Source organism: Shewanella sp. MMG014, from assembly GCF_018100775.1.
GTDB classification, from domain to species: Bacteria; Pseudomonadota; Gammaproteobacteria; order Enterobacterales; family Shewanellaceae; genus Shewanella; species Shewanella japonica.
In genome coordinates, this window is the sequence record NZ_JAGJDZ010000003.1 from 1 (window position 1) to 23,774 (window position 23,774).

Consider the following 23,774-nt stretch of genomic DNA (forward strand, 5'->3'; position numbering starts at 1 on the left):
CAGAGTGACCGTGCCGCCTGCTGGAATGTCTTGTGATGTACCAGTGATGTCACCGTTATTATCGCCATCGATGACTAAATCGACGGTGATGTTGCTTGAAAGGGCATCAAGGTTTTCAGTGTCATTGGCAGACAGGTCGTTACCGTTGCTGTCGGTTGCGGTCGCAACAACTGTGATGTCGCCATCCACAAGCGTAGATAGGTCAACATTATCAACAGAGTAAGTACCGTCCGCGTTTACTGCCACATCAGTGATGGTAATTGCAGTACCCGCAATATCGGTGATCACCAGAGTGACCGTACCACCTGCTGGAATATCCTGGCTCGTACCAGTGATGTCACCTTGGTTCGATGCATCAATCACTAAGTCTACTGTTAGCTCAGCATCAACAGCATCAAGGTTTTCAGTGTCGTTGGCAGACAGGTCATTACCGTTGCTGTCGGTTGCGGTCGCAACCACTGTGATGTCGCCATCCACGAGCGTAGACAGGTCAACATTATCAACAGAGTAAGTACCGTCCGCGTTTACTGCCACATCAGTGATGGTAATTGCAGTACCCGCAATATCGGTGATCACTAGAGTGACCGTGCCGCCAGCTGGAATATCTTGTGATGTACCAGTGATGTCACCGTTATTATCGCCATCGATGACTAAATCTACGGTCAATTGACCTGCTACAGCATCAATTTCACCATTATCATTTGCTGTCGCTGTATTACCAGCCGCGTCAGTAACAGAAGCTGTAACGGTATAATCGCCTTCAGAAAGTGGTGAAGGGACTTCTACTTGATATGTACCATCTGGATTTACTTCTGCTTCTAGAATTTGTTCATTACCCTCACTATCCGTGACGGTAAGGGTCACAGTGCTGCCAGGAGCTGCATCAGTTGAGCCTATAATTAATGGGGTATTATCACCGGTTCCTTCTGGTGCTGCGACTGTGATGGTTGGTGCAGTTGTATCAACGTCACCCGTATCTTCAGCCATAGCGCCATTACCAGCAGGATCAGATACGCCAGCAACTGCAGTGTAATCTCCCTCAGCTAAAGGTTCTGGTACTTCAACTTCATAGGTTCCATCTGGAGAAACAACAGCTTCTATAATTTGTTCGGTACCTTCACTATCAGTCACTATAATTGTCACTGTAGTCCCAGGCTCTACATCCGTAGTACCTGTGATAATTGGCGTGTTATCAGATGAGTTGTCAGGTGCGTTAACTGTAATTTCAGGCGCTACGGTATCAATTGCACCTTCATCATTTGCAGTTGCTGTATTACCTGAAGGATCTGTTACAGCAGCATTGACGGTATAATCACCTTCAACTAATGGCTCAACTACATCAACTTCATAACTTCCATCGGGATTGACAATAGCTTCGAGAGTTTGCTCATTTCCTTCAGCATCGACGACTGTAATGATCACAGTACTACCAGGTGCAGCATCTGTTGTGCCGGTAATTGTAGGGGTTGAATCAAGATTACTATCGGGTGCACTAACAGTGATAGTTGGAGCTGTGGTATCCACAGAACCATTATCATTGTCTGTTGCAGTATTCCCAGCAGGATCTGTGACTTCAGCAACAACGGTATAATCGCCTTCGGCTAAAGGATCATTGACCTCAACTTCAAAGCTACCATCTTCACTGACAATGGCTTCTAAAATTTGCTCATTACCTTCACTGTCTGTAACGACCAAAGTAACAGTGCTACCAGGTTCAGCATCCGTAGTGCCTGAAATAAGTGGCGTGTCATCGTTACTGTTATCTGGTGCAACAACTGAAATAACAGGAGCTGTAGTATCTAGGGTTGCACTATCAGAGCCTTCGGGGCTAATGTTTCCAGCTGAGTCGATAACGGTTGCCACAACTTCAATTGTGTCGCCTTCTTGCGGTGCTGGTAATGTTAAATCTACTGATCCATTATCAATATCTTCTTGAGTTAAGATGATCTCTTGACCATTAACAACCAAGGTGTCACCAGGTTGAGCACCAGTAGTTGTTAAATCTATCGTGACCGAAACTTCAGTGTTACCTGCTAATTCATCTTCACTGATAATACCGTCATTATTGGCATCAGTGTTGATAATGACGCCAGGTGCACCATCTGCAACAGGCGTAACCTCAATGGTTAGAGTTGCGGTGACGTTAGTGTTAGTCGTATAGGTGATAACTGGAACCTGACCATTCCAATCAGTATTAGGAGTAAAGGTATAACTACCATCTTCATTAAGCGTTAATACACCTTCATCTAGCGTGACAGAATCGCCCGCAGAGTAGGTTTGGCCATTAACTTCAAAACTAACGACAGTTAATACATCATCGGTGTCACTATCATTATCAAGAACATTACCTTCTGCAACAGTGTCTTCAGCGATAATGATACTGTCATTTACCACTTCAGTTGGAATGTCGTAATCTTCGGTTGATGTTGCTGTGCCTTTGGCGCCATTATCACCATAGCCATATACAATTCCGTCAATAACAGTATCAGGATCGTTTAATAAATCTTGAGCATCCACTTCCACAGAGAAGGTGCCATCAGATTGCATAATGGCTTGGTATTCCTGACCATTAATGGTCAGCATGATAATACCCGTTGTGATCGATGCATCGGCTGTAACAGTACCAGTAATTGTCACTGTACCTGTAGATTCATCTGGCGTTAATACGTTATCACCAGTAACAGGATCGATATCCAAAGTTATCGCTGTATTATCAGGCGAATCGTTATCATAAATACGCAGGGTGGCTTGGGTATCACCCAGTACGGCATTAGTCACATTAGATAGATTTATTAATGCAAATTCAGGACTATCTTCAACAATTAAATCATCGGTAATAGGTACTGTAATATAGGCAGTCGTTTCACCAGGAAGGAAAGTGACAGTTCCACTTACGTTAGTAAAATCTTCACCGAACAATGCTGTCAGCTCTTCAGAGCTATAATCCAAGGTAATGGTTTCAGTGCTAGGTTCACTTAACGTTAATGTGAACAGGGCAAATTCCATGCCCTCAACAACTACAGCGTAATCAATATCGACGACAGGTAAGTCAGAGCCTTCTCCATCATTATCAATAATGGCAAATTCTAATTCTTCATCATAAACATTCTCGCCACTAACAATGGCGTTGAAATATTCTGTGGGTTCGATTATTGCGTCATCAAAAATCGGCACGCGGATCATGACACTGTCACTACCTGCTGCGAGTGTGAACCCAAAGATAGGGCGTGCTAAGTCACCACTCGTATCGATTCCTGTTACAGTCATTGTTTGCCAGGTTAAGCCACCATCATTGGAATACTCCAGAGGGACTAAATAATCATCAGCATACTCAGCGATAGGGTAACCAAGTTGTTCGCTTAATAGCTCACTGGTAAATGTAATCGATAAGTCTTGATCATCTTCAAAGGTCAACTCACTGTTTAAGGTGAATTGGTTAAAACCTACATCCTCTAATACATCGGGAATATCAGCTGATAAGTGTGATTTGTACTGATCTTGCGTAGACGAGGTAACGTCTTTAAATACCGTCCAATCTTCAACGCGGTAATCAATACTGAGTCCCTCAAGATCATATTGATCAATGCCTTCATTCAAGATAATGGCGTAGTTACCATCACCTAAATCCTGCAATGTTCCGATATTTTCAAAAGCGGCGCTCAATCTAACATTAGTGACGAGTAAATTTTGATCGACAACTTGTTGCCCAACAGCACCTTCAAGTAAATCATTGACAGAAAAAGTTATTTGGCCATCTAGTTCGTTGTAGTTATAGGTTACTAAGCCACCTGGCACATCGAGTACATCAACAGTACGAGCATCATGCTCATCAGGTGCTCTGTCACCTGCAAGCTCATCAATAGTACTTGCAACATGCTCCATTGCGATGGTTTCAAAAAGGTTTTGTTCGTTTTCTTGGCGTTCGGTATCACGAGTAAAGATGATGCCAAGTTCAGCCAAAACTTGAGAAATCATTTCTTTACCAGCAGTCGCGATATTTAAAGGCTGGCCTGTTGTTGGGTCGATGTAGTTTGCTAAGGCTTCATGAACAGAAAGAAGAATATTGATATTGGTGGCATAGCTATCTTCAATATTAACTAAGCTGTTGGTATTTAACACACCATCATCAACACCATCGGATAAATCATTGTCCAAGGCTTGAAGAAAAATAGCCATGTTCTCAACATAATCCATGTTGGTATCAGACAATAACGTGCCAGCAATATCTTGTAAGAATAGAATGTCGCCCTGAATTACATCTGCACTAAAGGTCGCAATTGTTACGCCACCCACCATGAAGGTGATGGTATCACCCGGCAAGTAAGCAAACGAGCCTGGAGCACCGAAGTCTCCCGTAAAGCCCGATAAACCAGAAGAGGTAGTAAATGACACACCATTGACAAAGTTATCGGTGAATTGAGCAACATTGAAATTATTGTTGTTTAATGCGTTAACGCCTTCATCACCTAACGACAGGTTGGCTGTTAATGTTTCAGGAGCATCGAAAGACGTATCAAAACCAGCAATGGCAATAGTTTCGGCGCCATCACGGGCAAGAGAAGCAAAGTCACTGCCACCTTCGTTACCAGATGCTTCACCCGCAGCGGTCTCTGGTAATTCTTCGGTAGGGTCTTCACCCGAAAGAATTAACGCTTGTAGCGCTTCAATCTCAGCTAATTCTTCTGGGCTCATATCTGTTGAAAATTGAGCCACTGTATCATCAGTGACGTTAGGGTCAGCTTGTTCAGCAATAAGCTCATCACCGTTTAGCACTGTGCCGTCATCAAAAGTGACAACAAATGCTAAATCGCTCGCAAATTGGAGTTCTGCACCAGCAGGAATTTGTTCCCCTGGAAGAATATTCTTGGATTGCCCATTTAACGTGAGAGTGATCTCGCCGTTTGCAGAACTTAAGACACCATTTTTAGTCGTTACAACAGAACTCATATTTAGCTCCAAACCCTATTTTAGCAATGTATTTACATTCGATGCATAAAAAATCACATTGCTATATTTGTCGTTATTTAATTAGCGAGAAAGATTAACCGCAATATAACAATTTTAGCGTTATATGTATGCTTGGTCAATTTTTTGGCGTGGCCTTAAATGCCTTTAAGATAATGAAAATGTTTTAAAATTAAGATTTACTTAGTAAATCAATGCAACTAAGTCATTATGGGGAAATGTGAAGTTTTTAATAACAAAGTGCTAAAAACTGGAATTTACAAGTGTAGTTTATTTTTTATACGATTCAAGCTGGCGTTTAGTTTACAAAATAGATAAAAAAACCTGCCAATTGGCAGGTTTTTAAATAGTTAATTATTCGATTTAATGAATATTAGTCAGAACAATTAGCTGCTTTACGGTAGCTTTGTAATGCAGCAGCATTTTCGCCTAATTGCTCCTGCGCTTGGGCTAATGCTAAAAAGTACTCACGCTTAGGTGATATCTGGCAAACACTATGCCAATGATTTTTAACCACTTTAATATCACGTTTTTGTTGAGCTAACTTTGCTAAACAAATTTGATAATCAACATCATGTTCATGACTTTGCTCAAATCGAGCTAATAATTTTCTAATATCTTCATCATCCGCATCGATTATTTTGGGGATGTCAGCTAAAAGTGCTGGATGAAGATCAGTCTTTAAGCTTTTATTGATGATTTTTATGGCGTCTTTTTTACGATCATATTGGCACAGGCCGCGAGCGTAGATACTAATAAGGTGTGGCTGATTACGCTCCGTTTTACTTAGCCAATGCCAGCACTTTTCTAGCTCTTGTTCGCCATGTTGAGACGCTGCCGTTAATAATGCCGTATTGGTTGTGTATTCAACCTCTTCATACTGCTTTTCACTAATAATCTGACGTTTTTTAATCGCCGGTAATAAGATTTTAAGTGCTTGCCAATCATCTTGAAGTTGATAAAGGTCAAGGGCTAGTTTTAATACTGGTGATTTACTTTTACTGGTTGGATTTAATGCATCAAGCTCAGCTCTTGCTTCAGTCAGTTTTCCTTGCTGAATTAGATACCTTGTTTTTGAGGTTTTAACGGCGGTTTTAGCCAAAGGGTCTTTTGCCGCCTCTGCTAAGTATTTATCTCGGCTATCAGTGTTTTTTTGATGATGAGCAGCTCTTGCCGCTGCAAATAAATTGAGCGCAGGCAGCTCCCCTTTAGCAGCACCTTTTGCCATGGCTTTTTCTGCACTAGGCCAATCTTCTTCTGCTAATGCTAACGCGCCTTGAAGCGTGTGCTTCTTCGCAGCTTCTTTACGCCAACGTTCTGGTAAGTAACGGCTATTGATAACAATATTAAGCAAAAATATGATGAGCCATTCAGTTAATTGGAGCGCGCAATAAAAGAGTACTAACCCTAATAAACCAAAGACTAAGCTGGTTTCTATTTGATACTCGCCCGCCGCAATATAGATATAGCCAGTATTGCCAATAATGAATGGGCTAATGCAGAAACCGATTAAAATGATGATGACATAAGCAAGAATTTTAATCATAGCTGTGGTTCCTCTGCTGGAACCAATGAACCATAAGTGATTAATTGCTGTAGTAACCGGGTCGATTCAAAGTTGGTGTGCTTCACTTGGTCAATTTTAACTGTAATTAACGCATCAAGTGCTGTCATGGTGTCTTGAGTTAAGTCTTCATCTAAATCGAAATACTGTTGAATCCATGTGCGAGCAAAGCCGATCGATTGACGATAATTTACTTCATCATGTTGATACAGAGCCAACTGAGCCTGTAGTAATTTATTTCTAATATTTTCAATTAAATACCATTGTTGATCTGGTGCTAATAACGGCTCTATATCTGTTGTACGTTTACGGATGGTAATAAAGCCGTCAGTAACTGAATGCCATGTTTTAGCAAGATTACTTTGCCAGTCATCTAACGAGTCTGTAATGACGTGTTGTTCTGCTAAGTCTTCAGCTGACTGCGCTTTGGCACGGTTTAACGGCAAGCTGTCTAACTGATTTAAAATACCATCAATCGTATAGATGGTACCGGCAACATCTGTTGTTTTAATGGCATTCGTTTGAGCTAAATCGTGGGCTAATGCACGTCGAATAGATAACAAAGCAGGGTCTTTCATTGCTTCAATACGATCATCGGCAGACTTTAGCAATCCGGCTGCAGTTTTAGGGTCATTCTCTAACCATAATTTACGTCCTGCCATTCTCACCAAGTATTCAGCTTCAGATGCCATCCAATGGTTTGGATTTCGTTGAGCTAAGGTTGCAACTCGCTCTTGAAGTTGTTGGTGTGATTTTGCCAACTGATTTTGTTGTTGGTAGGCCAAGGTATCGTTTTGTTGCTGTACTTCTAATTCTGCAATACGACGCTTAGGTTCAATTAACGCTTCAGTCACTTCATTACTGATAGCTTGTGTTTGTTGATACTGAGTTTGTAACTCAATTTTCTGACTTTCGAGTTCAATCAACAATAAATAGCTTATGCCAATGCCAGCAAGAGCGATAATCAGGCAGAGTAAAATACTTAATCTTACCCACCATGAACTCTTATTGTGTTTCGGTTTATCGCTTGGCGCATCAGAATGTATTGAAGATGGCACTTTGCTCGTAGGCAAGTCTGTTGAGTCAGCATCAGTGTGAGAACTAGTTTGATTTTCAGTAACAGAATTGACTTCATTTACAGATTCTGAAGGTGCTTCATTATTTTCTGGAGTAGACGTTGAAGCTTGCTTTTTGTGTTCCATGAGCTGTCCTTGAGTAACTAATTGCGGTTAACAATTAGTGCGACCATTTACTGCGCGACAAAAATGTAGAGTGATAGGGTACAAGTTTGGCAGCATTATACAATATGGCAAATAAGCAAGTTTACTTTATTGTTTAAATAGATAACGCTCGTAAAACAGCTTCAGTGTTCGCGCCGTTAGCATTGGTGACGTGATGAATACCTGCCGTTTTAGCCCTTTGTTCCACTCGATGACTAGGTACTATGATATGACATGATTGCAACCATGCAAATAACTCTTTTGGAACAAGTTTAATTAGATTATCTAGGACTTCGCCACTGGTCACGACGATAGTGTCTATTTGAGCGCTTGCCCAATAGTTGCAAATGTATTGTGAATCGAGTTGTGGCGTGACTCGCTGGTAAACTTCCCAATAGCTGACACTTGCCTGTCTTAGGCTAAGTTGTTCGGCGATGGTTTCTCTACCGCCAACGCCTCTAATGATGACGACTTGTTGTTGAGCGATATCGCTTAACGAGGTTAGCGATAATAATCCTTCACTATCTTGGCTTTCTTCTGGTGCGGTTTCTGCAAATACACCGAGCTCTGCCAGTGCCGCAGCTGTTGCTTTTCCAACAGCGTAATATCGACTTGCAGGAAAATGGTTATTAAGCATTTCTGCAGCGTACTTTACCGCATTGGTACTGATAAAAATGATGGCATCAGCATCAGAAAGTTGCTGAAGAGAGAAAGGGTGTTGAGTTGGAGCAACTGCTAACAAAGGAGTGACAATATAGTCCACTCCCTTTGCATTGAGCTGTTCTATCATTGCTTGATTGCGCCCCTCTGGGCGCGTTAACAAGACTTTCATGTAAGCTTTCGCCTAATTACTTGTTGTAAACAGCATCTAAAATAGTTTTAGCGCCACGGCTAAGTAGGTCATCAGCCAGTGCTTCACCTAAAGCGACAGCATCCGTTTTAGGACCAGATACAGCACCTTCAATGACTTGGCTGCCATCAGGGTTACCCACTAAACCACGTAAGCTTAATGTATCACCTTCGATTTCAGCGTAAGCACCAATAGGTACCTGACAACCACCTTCAAGGCGGGTATTCATAGCACGCTCGGCAAATACACGGTAACGCGTCTCAAGGTGTTCTAGTGGAGCGAGTAATGCTTTAACACGCTCATCATCAGTACGACATTCAATTCCTACAGCGCCTTGACCATTTGCTGGAAGTGAATCTTCTGCTGAGATAAAGCTTGCAATACGTTCATCCAGTTTAAGGCGAATTAAGCCCGCAGCAGCAAGAATAATGGCATCGTAATCACCGCTATCTAATTTAGCTAGACGTGTTCCGACATTACCACGTAAGTCTTTAATCACTAAATCAGGACGAGCTGCACGGATCTGACATTGACGACGTAAGCTTGATGTACCCACTACAGCGCCTTGAGGTAATTCAGCAATGGTTTTGTATGTATTAGATACAAATGCATCACGAGGATCTTCACGCTCACAAATCACTTGCAAACCTAGGCCTTCAGGAAAATCTACCGGTACATCTTTCATTGAATGAACAGCGATGTCTGCACGGTCTTCAAGCATGGCAACTTCCAGCTCTTTTACAAATAACCCTTTACCACCCACTTTAGCCAGAGGCGTATCTAAAATAACGTCTCCTTTAGTGCTCATTGGTAATAACTCAACCGTTAAATCAGAATGAATGCGTTCAAGCTCTGCTTTTACGAATTCAGCTTGCCACATAGCCAGTGGACTTTTACGAGTAGCGATACGAATAACATTTTGAGACATGCCAGAGAGTTCCATCAATAGACTTAATTGCGTCAATGCTAACATTGCCATCGAGCTTATGTAACAAACTGATAGTGATTGTTTGACCTATGCACATAAAATTTTTGTGACGCAGATCTCATTTACTGGCGTAATTATCTAAAAGTGATAATATGATCATGTTGTTGCTAATTAATTGAGCGCTAATATTGCAAGCAATTGCTTGTCAAATTGGTATCAAAACGATAGTAGATGGTTGCACAGGGATGGAAGCCTTGATTGAAAACAGTTGTCGGCCAGTCAAAATAGCTAATCGATTAAACCTTGTTCGTTACGAACGAGTCAAATCGTTATTGTCACCAAAACAGCAACGCTTATTCGATTTGATTCCTTACCTCATACACCATCATCATCCCCAATTACCCGGTGGCACCTCTGCATTAACCCCATTTGGCGTGAGCGACTTTGCAACCCTTCCAGAAGTCGCGCTCGCGTGTGAAGTATTTGATTTACCCTTTATTGAAACCAACAATAACCAACCAAGTGCCTTCGAAGGTGTTTACTCTATGGGGAGTACTGCCAGTTTCGGCCAGAACCCCAAAAGTGATGTTGATGTATGGTTGGTCTATAAGTCGAGCCTTGGCAATGCTGACTTAGCCCTCATCGCAGACAAAACGGCGGCATTAACGGAGTGGTTTGCTTCATTTGATTTTGAAGTGAATTTTTACTTAGTGCACCCGTTGCAGTTTCGAGAGTGCAGTGCATTTGATAACTGCTTTAGTTCACTCGGTGAAGAGCACAGTGGTAGTACGCAGCACTGGTTATTACTAGAAGAGTTTTATCGTTCGCACATTCGCCTAGCGGGTAAACCTGTGGGGTGGTGGCCTGAAGCTTTAAAAGAACCATCGGTGTTGCATTTAGGTGACGTAAGGTCAATGCCTGCGACTGAGTACTTTGGCGCTTCATTGTGGCAACTGTATAAGGGGTTGAATAAACCTCACAAAGCGCTACTTAAAGTACTGCTACTTGAAACTTATGCGGCGGACTATCCCAAATCTTATTTTATAACTGAACAAATTTGGGAGCAGTGTCTACGTGATGATTTTTCTGATTCGAATGACGCCTATTTGATTCTGTATCAACGTATCGAAAGCTATTTATTAAAACAAAAAGACATTCGTCGATTAGAGATTGTTAGACGTTGTTTTTACCTAAAATGCGGGGTTAATTTAACCAATGCGTGTGTAGGACAAGATTGGCGCCGAGATAAGATGCAGCAACTTGTTGAGCAATGGCATTGGCCATCAAGTTTATTAGAAACCCTAGATAATAGCCAAAACTGGCATTCAGGCCAGCTAAAGTGGTTCAATAAACAATTAAATGAACTCTTATTGAAAAGCTATAAAACGCTACTTGAATTTGCCTCTAAGCAAGCGTTGAGCGATCGCTTTAGAGTTGAAGAGTTAGGGATGTTAGCCCGTAAGTTACATACCTATTTTAGTGATGATGAACATCAACTGCTGCCCTTAAATAAGCTGTGGAGTCACTCGGTATTCGAGCCGAACATGACCATCATTCACAGCATTAAAGAATCCCGTTATTACCTTTACCGTAAACCACTGAAGTCAGGTCAACTGTTAGGCGAAACCTCAATCATTAAAGCGGATACTCCAACGGCCCTTATTGCTTGGGCGGTGATGAATGATGTGTCCAGAACCACCACTCGTTGGCAAGAATATGGCCGTAAGAAACATCGTTCAGCGTTGCTAACACAACTATCGGCTCATTTAGTGCCACTACTAAACCATAATAATAAAGTCTCAAAAGCTGAATTATGCCAACCTTTTTTCTATAAAAAACTGATTGTGGTGGCCAACGTTGATGGTGACCCTACGCTAAAATGGCAAGGTCAGGAAATCATGGTGGATTACATGAATGGTAATGTTTTTTCTTTAGGGAAAAAGCAGCAAAACATGTTGTCGACTCTGGATGTGATTTCACTGAATAGTTGGGGCGAGTGGCAATGTCATCGCTTTAAAGGTGAGCAAGGCTTATTAGAAGCGCTGTCTTTTGTGGCGCTGGGGCTAAAAGCAACGCCTGAACAAGTCGATATCGAAGTGTTGGTGTGTGCCGAGCGATTAAAGAAGCAAATTCATGATGCACTGTTTAATATTTTTAATCAGTGCGTTAAATATTGCCATGAAGCAAGATCATCGTCGGCAATGATGCACCCAATAAAATTATCCGATAAGCGCTACGGTTTGTATTTTAACTCTATGGGTCTCGTCTATAAGGTGTTGACGGGCGATGAGGTTAAAGTTGCTCCAGTCAAAGTTGAACGTTATAAAAAAGCGCAGTTAAATGCCCCCGTAGCTGTTATTAAGTCTGATCCTTTTCGCAGTATTCCCAGCATCATTAAGCTGTATATCTCAAAAGGGGCAAAACAGTACTTTTTAAGGCAGCGACCCGATGTTCTTGATGTGTTTATTATTGATGAAACTAATCGGCTCACAAAGCGTGAATATGAAGATGTGTCGATGAAAGAATTAGTTGAGAAAGAAAGCCATAGTTTTGCTTTTGAGCGAGATGCCTCTTCATTGCATTATTTCAATGTGCCACAGTTTTTTAAATTAGAACGAATTGATGGCGAGTTGAGTGTGGTGCCATTTGGCGTAGAAATGAATGAACTGAGCTCAGATATTTAAGCTCAGTTCACCTCATTGATAAATTAGCGCTTAAATTGACAAAGCAATGCCGCTTTGTTTTTTAATTGACTCAATAACAAATGGCATAAATACATTATCGTTACGTTCATCAAACCATTTACCATCAACAAGCGCAAAGTGGTAGCCACCAAATCGCGTCGCAATCCATAACTCATGTAAAGGCTCTTGTTTATTGATGACAATTTGCGAACCGTCTTCAAACTCTAGTTGCAACACGTTGCCACTCGCATTGATATCCACATCAGCATCTTGCTCATCAATTGCTGTTTCTATGGCGTTTTCTATCTTGCTAAACATTTCATCTGCCAACTGATGAAATTCAGTATCTGTCATAGCCATGTATTTCAATCCTTGTGCTTTCTAGGTTATGAATGCGATTATAAGGCTATAACTCCCCAGATGCATAGATGTTGAGAAAAATGAGACTGTTTTTATTAGTAATGCTTGTTAGCCTATTCACTATAGGTTGCGGACAAAAAGGCCCTTTATATAAATCTTCTGAAGTGGAAACGAATCAGCAAGAGCGAAAACCGCAAGAGCCTACTACTGAATCAACCCAACAACAGTCTCTCGAGCAAACTCAAGAGCCGACACAAAATAAATAAGATTTACAAGGAAACGCATTTTGGACCATTTTACATATCAACAGGATAGTTTATTTGCTGAAGGTTGTTCTGTTGCTGAACTTGCTAAAACTCACGGCACACCACTATATATCTACTCTAGAGCGACGTTAGAGCGTCATTGGAATGCATTTAACAATGCCGTGGCTAATCATCCCCATCTTATTTGTTATGCGGTAAAAGCCAACTCTAATCTGGCGGTGTTAAATGTACTTGCTAGGCTTGGCAGTGGTTTTGATATTGTCTCTGGTGGTGAATTAGCTCGTGTTATCGCTGCTGGCGGCGACCCGAAAAAAGTTGTTTTCTCGGGGGTGGGTAAAACCATTGCTGAAATGGAACAAGCATTAAACATTGGCATTTATTGTTTCAATGTAGAATCAAGCGCAGAGCTTGAGTTGCTCAATGACGTGGCTGGTAAATTAGGTAAAGTCGCGCCGATATCATTGCGAGTTAATCCCGATGTCGATGCAGGGACTCATCCATACATTTCGACTGGGCTTAAAGAAAACAAGTTTGGTATTGCAATGGATGAAGCTGAGCAAGTGTTCGCACGTGCACAAGCACTCCCTCATTTAGCGATCAAAGGGGTCGATTGTCATATTGGCTCTCAGCTTACAGAAATGCAGCCATTCTTAGATGCGATGGATAGAATGTTGGCGTTAATTGACCGTCTTGCAGTTAATGGCATCGAAATTAAACATTTTGATGTTGGCGGCGGCTTAGGCGTGCCTTATGATGATGAAACACCGCCACATCCTGACGTATATGCTGCCGCATTACTTGAACGTCTAGGTGATAGACCACTTAAATTAATTTTTGAACCTGGGCGTGCGATTGCGGCTAATGCAGGTATATTTGTCACTGAAGTACTTTCTTTGAAAGAAAATAGCGATAAGCGCTTTGCCATTGTTGATGGCGCGATGAACGATCTTATTCGCCCATCACTTTATAGCGCTTGGCAAAATATTATTCCTGTTCAACTCACTTCTGCACCAAGCTATGAGTATGATGTCGTAGGTCCTGTATGTGAAACAGGTGACTTTTTGGGGAAAAACCGCCAGCTTAATGTTCAGGCTGGAGATTTACTCGCCGTTCGCTCAAGTGGTGCATATGGGTTTGTCATGGCATCAAATTACAATTCTCGCCCTAGAGTTGCTGAAGTCATGGTTGACCAAGACCAGCATCAAGTCATACGCGAGCGTGAAAAATTAGAGCAATTATGGCAAGGTGAGCACTTACTACCTTAAACTAGTGAAATCAGTTAATTTTTTAGTTCGATAAAGGAAATTCTTTTGATCCAATTCACCAAGATGCATGGGCTGGGTAATGATTTTATGGTGGTTGATGGCGTAACACAGAATGTGTTTTTTTCGCCTGATCAAATTCGCCGTTTAGCCGACCGAAATTTCGGTATTGGCTTTGATCAACTTTTATTAGTTGAGCCTCCGTATGATCCTGATTTAGATTTTCATTATCGAATCTTTAACGCTGATGGCGGTGAAGTGGAACAGTGTGGCAATGGTGCACGCTGTTTTGCCCGCTTTGTACGTAATAAAGGGCTAATTAATAAGTATAAAATTCGTGTCAGTACCAGCTCTGGTAAAATGACACTGCGGCTTGAACGTGATGGAAATGTGACGGTTAATATGGGGGTTCCGGTCACTGAACCGGGGAAAATCCCTTTCAGAGCGAAACGTCCAGAGAAAACCTACTTACTGCAAACCCCTAAGCAAACATTTTTATGTGGCGCAATCTCGATGGGCAATCCTCATTGCGTACTCGAAGTCGATAATGTTGACACCGCCGATGTAGAAGAGATTGGCCAAATGCTGACAAAGCATGAACGTTTCCCGAAAGGCGTGAATGTTGGCTTTATGCAAGTGGTTGATCGTGGCCACATAAAATTAAGAGTGTATGAACGTGGCGCAGCAGAAACATTAGCTTGCGGTACGGGGGCATGCGCTGCTGTAGCTATCGGTATTTTACAGAATAAGTTAGATAGACAGGTCAAAGTTGACCTGCCTGGAGGTCGCCTTACCATTAATTGGGAAGGAGAAGGGAAACCATTGTGGATGACTGGACCTGCTGAACATGTATTTGATGGACAAATTCAGTTATGAACGATGTAACCCGTACTAAAAAACTTCTCGAAGACAATGCTGAATCTGCCGCATTACTTGGCACAGAATTACCATTAGAAGCTATGCCAATTGATGAATTGATGATCCGCGAATACTTACTTGATAATCCAGAGTTTTTCAATCGTTACCCTGAATTATTACTGGCAATGCGTGTTTCTCACCATGAGCGTGGTACGGTTTCTTTAGTTGAGAAACGCCAAGATTTATTGCGTTCTCGAGTCACGCAATTGGAAGAAGAAATTACGTCATTAATGAAAATCGCCACTGAAAACGAAAAGATTTTCAGGTTCAACAGTGCGTTATCGCTGAGTATTTTAAAGTGCGAAGATCTAGGTGAGTTAAGGCAAGTATTGTCTGAGCAGCTAAAAGGGCAGTTTGGATTCACTCATGTTCGTTTAATTACGGTTCACGATATCGACAGTGAATTAGCAAATATTTGGCGTCAACGTATCCAACAAGGTTTTTATTTTGGTCGCCTGACTCAATCTGAATCAAAACGTTTGTTTGGCAGTGAAGTGGGCTCCGTTGCATTAACTAAACTGTCTGATGAAAATGGTCAGGTGATTTTTGGTGTAGCGTCGGCTGATGCTGCTCATTTTCATCCTGAAATGGATCATTTGTTTTTTAAACAAATCAGAGATTTGCTTGATCATATGCTGCCAAAGTTTTAAATCAGTCCCTTATGATTATAGGCGGCACCCCCGTGTTTGTTTGGATAAACGCTATAAAAAGAATGGAGGTAGCATAATGGCACAACAACCGAATTGGTTAGCCAGTTTTGAACGTTACCTTCACTCTGAAAGACAATTGTCTCCTCATACCATTAGAAATTACCGTTACGAACTTGTGCGAGCAGGTGAGATTCTTTTTAAACAGCCTCAAGGGACGTCATTAGAGGCATTTGATGACGGCTGGTTAACTGTCTCAAGAGACGAGCTTCAACGAGTAATATCATCTTTGCATCGCAAAGGATTAAGTCCACGCTCTCTATCATTGTGTTTATCATCGCTTAAACAATTTTTTGAGTTTCTTGTTCGTGAACAAGTGATAAAAACCAATCCAGCTAAAACATTGCATGCTCCTAAACAGGCTAAGCCCTTACCTAAGAACATGGATTTAGACGCCGTCAGCCATTTATTGGATATTGATGCGGATGACCCGTTAAGTAAACGGGATAAAGCTATTATGGAATTGTTTTATTCCAGTGGCTTACGTTTAGCTGAACTTGCAAGTTTAAATGTGGCAGATATCGATTTAAGTCAAAACGAAGTTAAAGTGATGGGTAAAGGCAGTAAGCAGCGCGTGGTGCCGATAGGCAAAATGGCGCTGGCTGCAATCAATGTTTGGTGCGAGTGTCGTCATGATTTGGTCAAAGGTGATACTGGTGATGCTTTGTTTGTTAGTCAGCAAGGCAAGCGATTGTCCCATCGCAGCATCCAACTCAGAATGAAAAAATGGGGCCAAACACAATCTTTATCGGCAAAAGTTCACCCTCATAAATTGCGACATTCCTTTGCAACGCATATGCTTGAATCAAGTGCAGATTTACGAGCCGTGCAAGAACTATTAGGGCACGCTAACTTATCCACTACCCAAATCTATACCAGCCTTGATTTTCAGCATTTAGCAAAGGTCTATGATGGAGCTCACCCTAGGGCCAAAAAAGCTAAGGAGAAATAATGAAACAATATTTGCGACTTAGGCCTTTTAAGGCAATCAGTTTTGACTTAGATGACACCTTGTACCATAACGCGCCCCACATTATTAAAGCAGAATCCGCATTATCATTGTTCATGCAAGAGCACTTTAACGTCCCTGAAGGTTGGGGAATTACTCAGTGGCGAGAACTGAAATCGCAAGTGATAACTGGCCATGAAGAGCTAGCCCATGATACGACCGCTGCAAGGTATGAAGTGCTACGTCAGGCGCTCATTCAATGGGATTACACTGAGCTAGAAGCCAGCCAAGGTGCGCAACAAGGTTTGGAATGTTTTCGTTTCCATCGTAGTGATTTTAAAGTAGACGATAGTGTTATCACTCTACTGGCAGAGTTAGGGAACCATTATCCGCTGATTGGGATCACCAATGGTAATGTCGATGCTAGTCGTGTTGGCTTAGATGACGTGCTCAAGTTTGTTGTGCATCCCGGACACGGTGTGAAGATGAAACCATACAGTGATTTATTCGATTTGAGTTGCCAACATCTTGAGATACTACATGGGGATTTATTGCATATTGGCGATCATCCAATTAGCGATGTTTTGGGCGCTCGTGCAGCTGGTTGTCAAAGCTTGTGGTTAAATCTGAATCCAAATGAGCAAGGTCAGGCTCGACACATATTACCTCATATTGAAATTGAGCAGTTACAAGAAATAAGAAAATTAATTTAATAATTTTAATTAGTTACCTATATTATCGCTTAAGTTAACTAATATGTTTATGGATAAATCATAATCAATATTGTGCGGTCAACGAGGTTTCTGACTCTTTTTATTCCAAATCTGACATTGTGTGGGTAAACCTCATAGTGTTTTATCATTGTTTCGCTTACACTTGCACGTTACAGGTGTTACCAATTCACCTAATTGTTAATAACTTCATACAGGTTATCGTCTAAGCGCTCATGTTAAGTTTTTATCGTAAGCTAAAAACCATCATCACTATGTCTCCAGCTATGCTGGCGCGGGTTTTGTTGATCATGATTTTTGCGATGCAATCCGTGGCAGCGATGTCAGACAACTGTGCGCTAGAGCATCAGGATTGTGGCAAAAGTTCAAACGATAACAATAAGGGCCAAGTAACTGAATTAGCAGTTATTAATCATGATGCTCTTGATGTAGATTATCCTCTTGGCTACAGCGATACAGAGTTGTGTGATGATGGCACTGTGGTTATTCATGTTGATGATGATTGTGCTGAGTGTACAGACAATTGCTGCTCTTGTTGCATGACCTTGATGCATCCTACAAACACAATAGCAAATGAACTAGTTCATTCTGATTATGTGGCATTTACGTTTACTTCTACTGCCGCTGAATCCCCATACTTCAGCTTTTTACGACCTCCTCAAGCCTAACCTTTTAATCAAAAATATTATTCTAGTGAGCAAATTTAACCCTTAAATTTGCTCAAGCCTACTGCGTTTTCCTATGACTTAGGAACACTCAGTTAGGGTTATCTTTTGTATTAAATCGAGGCTTATCTTTGATGTTTTATAATACAAGTCGCTTTAAACAGCGTGCTGTGCTGTTTCCTGTTTTATGTTGCAGCTTACTTAGCTTGTCGGTGTTATTACCCGTAACAGTCTATGCTGAACAGAGTGCAGCGCCTGAAAAGTTGACGTTACAAACCGTAATAGAGCGAGTTCAATTACAGCATCCTTCGCTGAAGGTTTTTCAATTTAGACAACAAGCATTAGATGGTGAAGCGCAAACTCAGGCGTTAGCACCAGGGTTCGAGTTAGGTTTCGAACTTGAGAATGTCGCTGGAACAGGCGAATTTCAAGGTGTCGATAGTGCTGAAATGACAGTGTCCTTATCGTCTGTCATCGAGCTTGGCGATAAACTGGATGCGCGTTCAGGCATAGTGACTAAAAAACGTGCCTTGCTGGATGCCGAACAGAAAATTGCAGGCTTAGGTATTCTTGCTGAAGCAACGCGTCGTTACATTGATGTGTTAGCTGCGCAATCAAGATTACAACTTGCTGACGATGCACTTGCACTGGCAGAAGAAACATTAACCGTTGTTGAGCTTAGAGCTCAAACAGGTTTGACGCCAGATGCTGAAGTGAAACGAGCGCAAGCCGCTGTGTTTAATAACCAATTAGTTGCCGAAACACAGTTGCATCAACTTGAGTACGCTAAGTTAGCACTCAGTATGATGTGGGGTGAATCTCAGGTGAATTATGCCAGCCTCGAAGGCAGTTTATTTGAGTTTACCGATGACGTGGCATTAACGCCGTTATTTGAAAAAGTGAAATACAGCCCCGCGATTGAGGCGTATTTAACTCAGGCGCAATTGAAGCAAGCTGAGTTGCGTTTTGCTCAGTCGCAATCTAGCACGGATGTCAGTTGGTCTGTTGGCGTTAAACAAATGCAACAAACCAATGATACGGCTCTATCAGCAGGGTTTAGTGTGCCTTTATTCAGTGGCGATCGAAATACAGGAGCTGTAATAGCAGCGCAAGCCGCAAAAGATGAGGTACTGATTAATCGAGATATCGCTTTGCGAGAATTGTATGCTCAGCTGTATCGCGCTTATGCCAGCCGCAAGCAAGCTATTATGACGGTTAACCGCTTACAAACCCGCATTATCCCTACCTTAACTTTGGCCTTAGAAGATACGCAAGTCGCTTACGAGCAGGGGCTCTACAGTTACCTTGATTATTTAACTGCAAGAGAGGAATTATTGTTCTCACGACGAGCAATGATAGACGCTGCGGCATCAGCTTTACGGTTTGGTGTTGATATTGAGCAATTAATTGCCGAACCCTTACCCGCATCTCAGCATTCCTTTTTCCGTGATTTCCAAGGATTTTAACCATGAACCACAGTATTTCTAATCACTTATTCGTTCGCAGTCTAGCGGTATTGATGGCGTTAGTATTGTCAGTATCAGTCTATGCGTCTACTGAGCATCAGCATGAAGAACAACATTCAGAATCCAATCATAACCATAACGAGTTACATCAAGATGAACATGATCATCAAGAAGGACATAAAGACAGCCATGGCCACAAAGATGAACATGGTCACAAAGATGAACATGGTCACGAAGATGAGCATGGCCATGATGAGCATGAAGAAGGGCAAGTGCACATAAGTGCTGAGCAAATGGCTATTTCTGGGATTATGACTGATTCAGCTCAGGCGGGTGAAATCAAAAAAGTACTTACTTTATATGGCCGCACTGTATTACCTGAGCAAAATGTGAGTCATGTTAGTGCACGATTTGCGGGCTTAATCACCAAGTTAACTGTCGAGGTGGGCGATAAAGTACAAGCTGGGCAAAAGATTGCTGAAATTGAGTCTAATGCGAGTTTGAAACGCTATGGGATTACTGCGCCAATTAGTGGTGTCGTAGTAAGTCGTCACGGCAATGTCGGCGAAATGGTAAGTGATAAAGCATTAGTGAGCATTGTCGATAGCAGCCAACTATGGGGAGAGCTCCAAGTCTTTCATAGGCAAAAAAACCGCGTTGCTGTTGGGCAAAAACTCAGCGTGAACTTTGAGCAATTACGGACGACTTCAACGATTCAATACTTGCTAAATCCAATGGGTAATGAGGTGTATTTACGTGCGCGCGTGCCACTCGATAACACTGAAGGGCACTGGACTGTTGGTGCCTTATTATCGGGTGAAGTGACCCTGAGTAAGCACAACGTCGCGTTAGCCATTGATAATCGCGCCATACAAATTATGGAAGGTCAGCAGGTTGTTTTTGTCAGAAATGAAGAAGGCTTTGAAAAACGCATTGTAACATTAGGTAAAAGAGACAGTCAGAAGACAGAGCTGTTATCTGGTCTAGCAGAAGGTGAAGAGTATGCGGTCGAAAAAAGCTTTTTATTAAAAGCCGATCTTGAAAAGTCTAGTGCTGGCCACGTTCACTAAAAGGAGATGCAAATGATTGAATCTGTTTTGCGTCTTGCTATTAGCCGACGCTGGATGATGATGTTTTTAGCGCTGCTGCTAGTTGCAGTGGGGCTTTGGAGTTATCAAAAATTGCCGATTGACGCGGTGCCTGATATTACCAATGTGCAGGTGCAAATCAGTACCCGAGCAGAAGGTTATTCACCGCAAGAAACCGAGCAAAGAATCACTTACCCGATTGAAAATGCCTTAATGGGCATACCGAATCTTGCCTATACCCGCTCACTGTCGAGATATGGTTTATCACAAGTGACAGTGGTATTTGATGAGGGCACGGATCTATATTTTGCCCGTAACCTTATTAGTGAACGATTAAATGCAATTAAAGGAAAATTGCCTAGTGATATCGAGCCAGAAATGGGGCCAATCTCTACCGGCCTTGGCGAGATTTTCATGTATACCATTGAAGCCTTACCTGAGGCACAGCAAGCCAATGGCCGTGAATATGATGCGACTGCGTTACGAGAGATCCAAGATTGGATTATCAAACCGCAATTAGCCCAAGTTTCTGGTGTGACAGAAATTAATACCATCGGTGGTTTTGACAAGGAATATCATATTACACCGCATCCAATGAAGATGCTGTCTTATGGCATCGCTTTTGCTGATATTAAATTAGCCATTGAAACCAATAACAGTAACCGTGGTGCAGGTTTTATTGAGCGAGAAGGGCAGCAGCTGACTGTACGTTCAGCGGCGCAACTTGCTTCGATTAATGATATTGAACAAGTTGTTGTTAAGCATATTGATAATGCGCCAGTGTTTATTAGTGATGTTGCCGATGTTGGTATCGGTAAAGCGCTGAGAACGGGCGCTGCAACACGTGATGGTAAAGAAACAGTACTAGGTAGTGCCATGATGCTGGTGGGGGAAAACTCCCGTCAAGTGTCTTTGGCGGTGGCAAGTAAGCTTGAGGATATCAAGGCGTCATTACCTGAAGGGATTAAAGTAGAAGCGGTCTATGACCGCACGACCTTAGTTGATAAAGCAGTCCATACAGTGCAGAAAAACCTCGTTGAAGGCGCATTGCTCGTCATTGTGGTGCTATTCATCCTACTTGGTAACGCTAGGGCTGCATTAATCACTGCTGCAGTTATTCCATTGGCAATGCTGGCAACGATGACAGGCATGGTGCAAGCAGGTGTTTCGGCAAACTTAATGAGTTTAGGGGCGTTAGATTTTGGCCTTATTGTCGATGGTGCGGTGATTATTGTAGAAAATGCCACACGCCGTTTAGGTCAAGCTCAGGCGCAAAATGGCGGGCAGGTTTTAGCACGTAAACAAAGGTTGCAACTGGTATACGAAGCCACTAACGAAGTGATTCGTCCAAGCTTATTTGGTGTATTGATTATCACTGTGGTGTATATCCCGCTATTTAGTTTAACGGGCGTGGAAGGAAAGATGTTCCATCCTATGGCTGCTACGGTTGTTATGGCGTTATTGGCGGCATTGGTTTTATCGTTAACCCTAGTGCCAGCGGCTGTCGCGTTGTTCATGACGGGTAAAATCAACGAAAAAGAAAGCCGAGTAATGGCATTAAGTAAATCGGTTTATAAGCCACTCCTTTTGCTTGCGATGAAATTACGCTGGTTGGTGTTAAGTGCGGCCTTAGCCTTGGTTGCTTTTTCTATCTGGCTGGCGACGACGTTAGGCTCAGAGTTTATTCCACAGCTTAATGAAGAAGATATATTGCTGCAGGCTATTCGTATTCCAGGTACTGGTTTAGAGCAATCTGTAGAGATGCAATTACTATTGGAAGATCGTATTAAGCACTTTCCAGAAGTCTTAAACGTGTTCTCTAAAATAGGAACGCCTGAGGTGGCGAATGATCCTATGCCGCCCAATATTGCCGACACTTTCATCATGCTAAAACCTCGTAATGAATGGCCTGATCCTAAAATGAGCCATGCAATATTAGCGGCTGATATTGTGGAGTCTGTTTCGGGGCAACCTGGTAATAATTTTGAGCTAACTCAACCCATTGAGATGCGATTTAATGAGCTCATATCAGGCGTGCGTGCCGATTTGGGGATTAAAGTGGTGGGTGATGACTTACAGCAGTTATTAACTTCAGCTAATGACATTCATGAAGTGCTAGAGAAGATTGACGGTGTGACGGATTTACAAGTCGAGCAAGTGACAGGCTTGCCAATGTTGTCGATTCAACCTGACCGAATGGCGCTTGCTCAATACGGTTTATCAGTACAAGCATTGCAAAATTTTGTGGCGACAGCGATTGGCGGAGATGAGATCGGATTGATTTTTGAAGGCGATCGCCGTTTCAAAATAGTGACTCGATTGCCTGAAAATATCCGTAAAGATGTCGAGCACTTACACAATTTACCAATTGTGATGCCTTCTGGTGAGTTTGTTCCTTTATCAGAAGTCGCCAGTTTATCTATTGCGCCATCGCCAAATCAGATCAGTCGCGAAAATGGTAAACGCCGCATTGTGGTTACTGCAAATGTTCGTGGGCGCGATCTGGGATCTTTTGTTGCTGAAGCCAAGCAAGACATTGCTCAGCAAGTGAATATTCCAGCAGGTTATTGGCTTGAATATGGTGGAACATTTGAACAGCTTGAATCAGCCAGTCAACGATTATCAATTGTGGTGCCTTTGACCTTAGCTATTATCTTAGGTTTATTAGTTATGGCGTTTAGCTCTGTCAAAGATGCGTTGATTATTTTTACCGGTATTCCGCTGGCATTAACTGGTGGGGTCATTTCATTGTGGATAAGAGACATGCCATTGTCTGTTTCTGCAGGTGTAGGCTTTATTGCTTTATCGGGTGTGGCTGTACTTAATGGATTGGTATTACTGAGCTTTATCCGCCAACTTCACCAAGAAAAAGGCGAACTATTAAATGCAATTGTCGATGGTGCTTTGATAAGACTAAGGCCTGTGTTAATGACAGCATTGGTTGCCGGACTGGGCTTTGTGCCGATGGCGCTGAATATTGGTACCGGTGCGGAAGTGCAACGTCCGCTTGCGACAGTGGTTATTGGCGGTATTATTTCATCGACTATTCTCACCTTGTTTGTTTTACCTGCTTTGTATCAATGGATACATGGTAGAGCTAAAGCGTGAAGTGATTAAGTGTATTTACACATGACAAAGCCCAGCGATTGCT

Annotated in this window: 17 protein-coding genes; 11 read left to right on the top strand and 6 right to left on the bottom strand. The window is 42.2% G+C overall.

All coding sequences use genetic code 11. From position 1 onward, the window contains the following. The 5 genes from J8L86_RS05335 to hemC all read right to left on the bottom strand — a co-directional run. Positions 1-4,947, bottom strand: a 4,947-nt coding sequence (locus J8L86_RS05335) for a retention module-containing protein (protein WP_211029178.1), incomplete at its 3' end; no start/stop codon positions are given. Between the two features lie 391 nt (positions 4,948-5,338). After that, complete coding sequence (locus J8L86_RS05340; RefSeq protein WP_065109272.1) at positions 5,339-6,511, bottom strand: heme biosynthesis HemY N-terminal domain-containing protein; 1,173 nt, start codon at positions 6,509-6,511, stop codon at positions 5,339-5,341. Next, on the bottom strand, positions 6,508-7,731 hold the full coding sequence (locus J8L86_RS05345) for a uroporphyrinogen-III C-methyltransferase (RefSeq protein ID WP_211029180.1): 1,224 nt from the start codon (positions 7,729-7,731) through the stop codon (positions 6,508-6,510). Before J8L86_RS05345 ends, J8L86_RS05340 begins: the two co-directional genes overlap by 4 nt. A gap of 133 nt (positions 7,732-7,864) precedes the next feature. After that, the gene (locus J8L86_RS05350; RefSeq protein WP_080916987.1) at positions 7,865-8,581 is read right to left on the bottom strand and encodes a uroporphyrinogen-III synthase; all 717 of its coding nucleotides are present in this window, start codon (positions 8,579-8,581) and stop codon (positions 7,865-7,867) included. 16 nt (positions 8,582-8,597) lie between these two features. After that, positions 8,598-9,527 (bottom strand): hydroxymethylbilane synthase, encoded by a 930-nt coding sequence (hemC, locus tag J8L86_RS05355; RefSeq protein ID WP_055023625.1) that lies wholly within the window; start codon positions 9,525-9,527, stop codon positions 8,598-8,600. A gap of 188 nt (positions 9,528-9,715) precedes the next feature. Here hemC and J8L86_RS05360 point away from each other — a divergent pair, with 188 nt between their 5' ends. Continuing rightward, positions 9,716-12,211 (top strand): class I adenylate cyclase, encoded by a 2,496-nt coding sequence (locus tag J8L86_RS05360; RefSeq protein ID WP_231919098.1) that lies wholly within the window; start codon positions 9,716-9,718, stop codon positions 12,209-12,211. 30 nt (positions 12,212-12,241) lie between these two features. On the opposite strand, the gene cyaY is transcribed toward J8L86_RS05360, so the two are convergent. Further along, a complete protein-coding gene (cyaY, locus tag J8L86_RS05365) occupies positions 12,242-12,571 on the bottom strand; it encodes an iron donor protein CyaY (RefSeq protein WP_055023604.1) in 330 nt (109 codons plus the stop codon). A 68-nt stretch (positions 12,572-12,639) separates the two neighbouring features. On the opposite strand from cyaY, the gene J8L86_RS05370 reads away from it, so the two are divergent. From J8L86_RS05370 to J8L86_RS05415, 10 genes are all read left to right on the top strand, one after another. Then, on the top strand, positions 12,640-12,837 hold the full coding sequence (locus tag J8L86_RS05370) for a lipoprotein (RefSeq protein ID WP_055023603.1): 198 nt from the start codon (positions 12,640-12,642) through the stop codon (positions 12,835-12,837). Positions 12,838-12,857: 20 nt separating this feature from the next. Continuing rightward, positions 12,858-14,102 (top strand): diaminopimelate decarboxylase, encoded by a 1,245-nt coding sequence (gene lysA / locus J8L86_RS05375; RefSeq protein WP_055023602.1) that lies wholly within the window; start codon positions 12,858-12,860, stop codon positions 14,100-14,102. A 45-nt stretch (positions 14,103-14,147) separates the two neighbouring features. After that, positions 14,148-14,975 carry a diaminopimelate epimerase gene (gene dapF / locus J8L86_RS05380; protein WP_055023601.1) on the top strand — a complete coding sequence of 276 codons (828 nt, stop codon included), beginning with the start codon at positions 14,148-14,150 and terminating at the stop codon, positions 14,973-14,975. Between the two features lie 83 nt (positions 14,976-15,058). After that, on the top strand, positions 15,059-15,667 hold the full coding sequence (locus J8L86_RS05385) for a DUF484 family protein (RefSeq protein WP_055023624.1): 609 nt from the start codon (positions 15,059-15,061) through the stop codon (positions 15,665-15,667). Positions 15,668-15,743: 76 nt separating this feature from the next. Then, on the top strand, positions 15,744-16,676 hold the full coding sequence (xerC, locus tag J8L86_RS05390) for a tyrosine recombinase XerC (RefSeq protein WP_211029182.1): 933 nt from the start codon (positions 15,744-15,746) through the stop codon (positions 16,674-16,676). Next, complete coding sequence (locus J8L86_RS05395) at positions 16,676-17,386, top strand: HAD-IA family hydrolase (protein WP_211029191.1); 711 nt, start codon at positions 16,676-16,678, stop codon at positions 17,384-17,386. The genes xerC and J8L86_RS05395 overlap by 1 nt, the downstream gene beginning before the upstream one ends. A 233-nt stretch (positions 17,387-17,619) precedes the next feature. Further along, on the top strand, positions 17,620-18,072 hold the full coding sequence (locus J8L86_RS05400) for a hypothetical protein (protein ID WP_211029193.1): 453 nt from the start codon (positions 17,620-17,622) through the stop codon (positions 18,070-18,072). Positions 18,073-18,203: 131 nt separating this feature from the next. Then, complete coding sequence (locus J8L86_RS05405) at positions 18,204-19,535, top strand: TolC family protein (RefSeq protein WP_211029196.1); 1,332 nt, start codon at positions 18,204-18,206, stop codon at positions 19,533-19,535. Between the two features lie 2 nt (positions 19,536-19,537). Further along, positions 19,538-20,605: an efflux RND transporter periplasmic adaptor subunit gene (locus J8L86_RS05410; RefSeq protein ID WP_211029198.1), complete on the top strand. Its 1,068-nt coding sequence runs from the start codon at positions 19,538-19,540 to the stop codon at positions 20,603-20,605. Positions 20,606-20,617: 12 nt separating this feature from the next. Further along, positions 20,618-23,731 carry a CusA/CzcA family heavy metal efflux RND transporter gene (locus J8L86_RS05415; protein WP_211029201.1) on the top strand — a complete coding sequence of 1,038 codons (3,114 nt, stop codon included), beginning with the start codon at positions 20,618-20,620 and terminating at the stop codon, positions 23,729-23,731. The last annotated feature ends 43 nt before the right edge of the window (positions 23,732-23,774 follow it).

Coding starts and splice junctions, on each gene's coding strand:
- J8L86_RS05340 (WP_065109272.1), bottom strand. CDS start 6,511: ATGATTAAAATTCTTGCTTATGTCATCATCATTTTAATCGGTTTCTGC.
- J8L86_RS05345 (WP_211029180.1), bottom strand. CDS start 7,731: ATGGAACACAAAAAGCAAGCTTCAACGTCTACTCCAGAAAATAATGAA.
- J8L86_RS05350 (WP_080916987.1), bottom strand. CDS start 8,581: ATGAAAGTCTTGTTAACGCGCCCAGAGGGGCGCAATCAAGCAATGATA.
- hemC (WP_055023625.1), bottom strand. CDS start 9,527: ATGTCTCAAAATGTTATTCGTATCGCTACTCGTAAAAGTCCACTGGCT.
- cyaY (WP_055023604.1), bottom strand. CDS start 12,571: ATGGCTATGACAGATACTGAATTTCATCAGTTGGCAGATGAAATGTTT.
- J8L86_RS05370 (WP_055023603.1), top strand. CDS start 12,640: ATGTTGAGAAAAATGAGACTGTTTTTATTAGTAATGCTTGTTAGCCTA.
- J8L86_RS05385 (WP_055023624.1), top strand. CDS start 15,059: ATGCCAATTGATGAATTGATGATCCGCGAATACTTACTTGATAATCCA.
- xerC (WP_211029182.1), top strand. CDS start 15,744: ATGGCACAACAACCGAATTGGTTAGCCAGTTTTGAACGTTACCTTCAC.
- J8L86_RS05395 (WP_211029191.1), top strand. CDS start 16,676: ATGAAACAATATTTGCGACTTAGGCCTTTTAAGGCAATCAGTTTTGAC.
- J8L86_RS05400 (WP_211029193.1), top strand. CDS start 17,620: ATGTTAAGTTTTTATCGTAAGCTAAAAACCATCATCACTATGTCTCCA.
- J8L86_RS05405 (WP_211029196.1), top strand. CDS start 18,204: ATGTTTTATAATACAAGTCGCTTTAAACAGCGTGCTGTGCTGTTTCCT.
- J8L86_RS05410 (WP_211029198.1), top strand. CDS start 19,538: ATGAACCACAGTATTTCTAATCACTTATTCGTTCGCAGTCTAGCGGTA.
- J8L86_RS05415 (WP_211029201.1), top strand. CDS start 20,618: ATGATTGAATCTGTTTTGCGTCTTGCTATTAGCCGACGCTGGATGATG.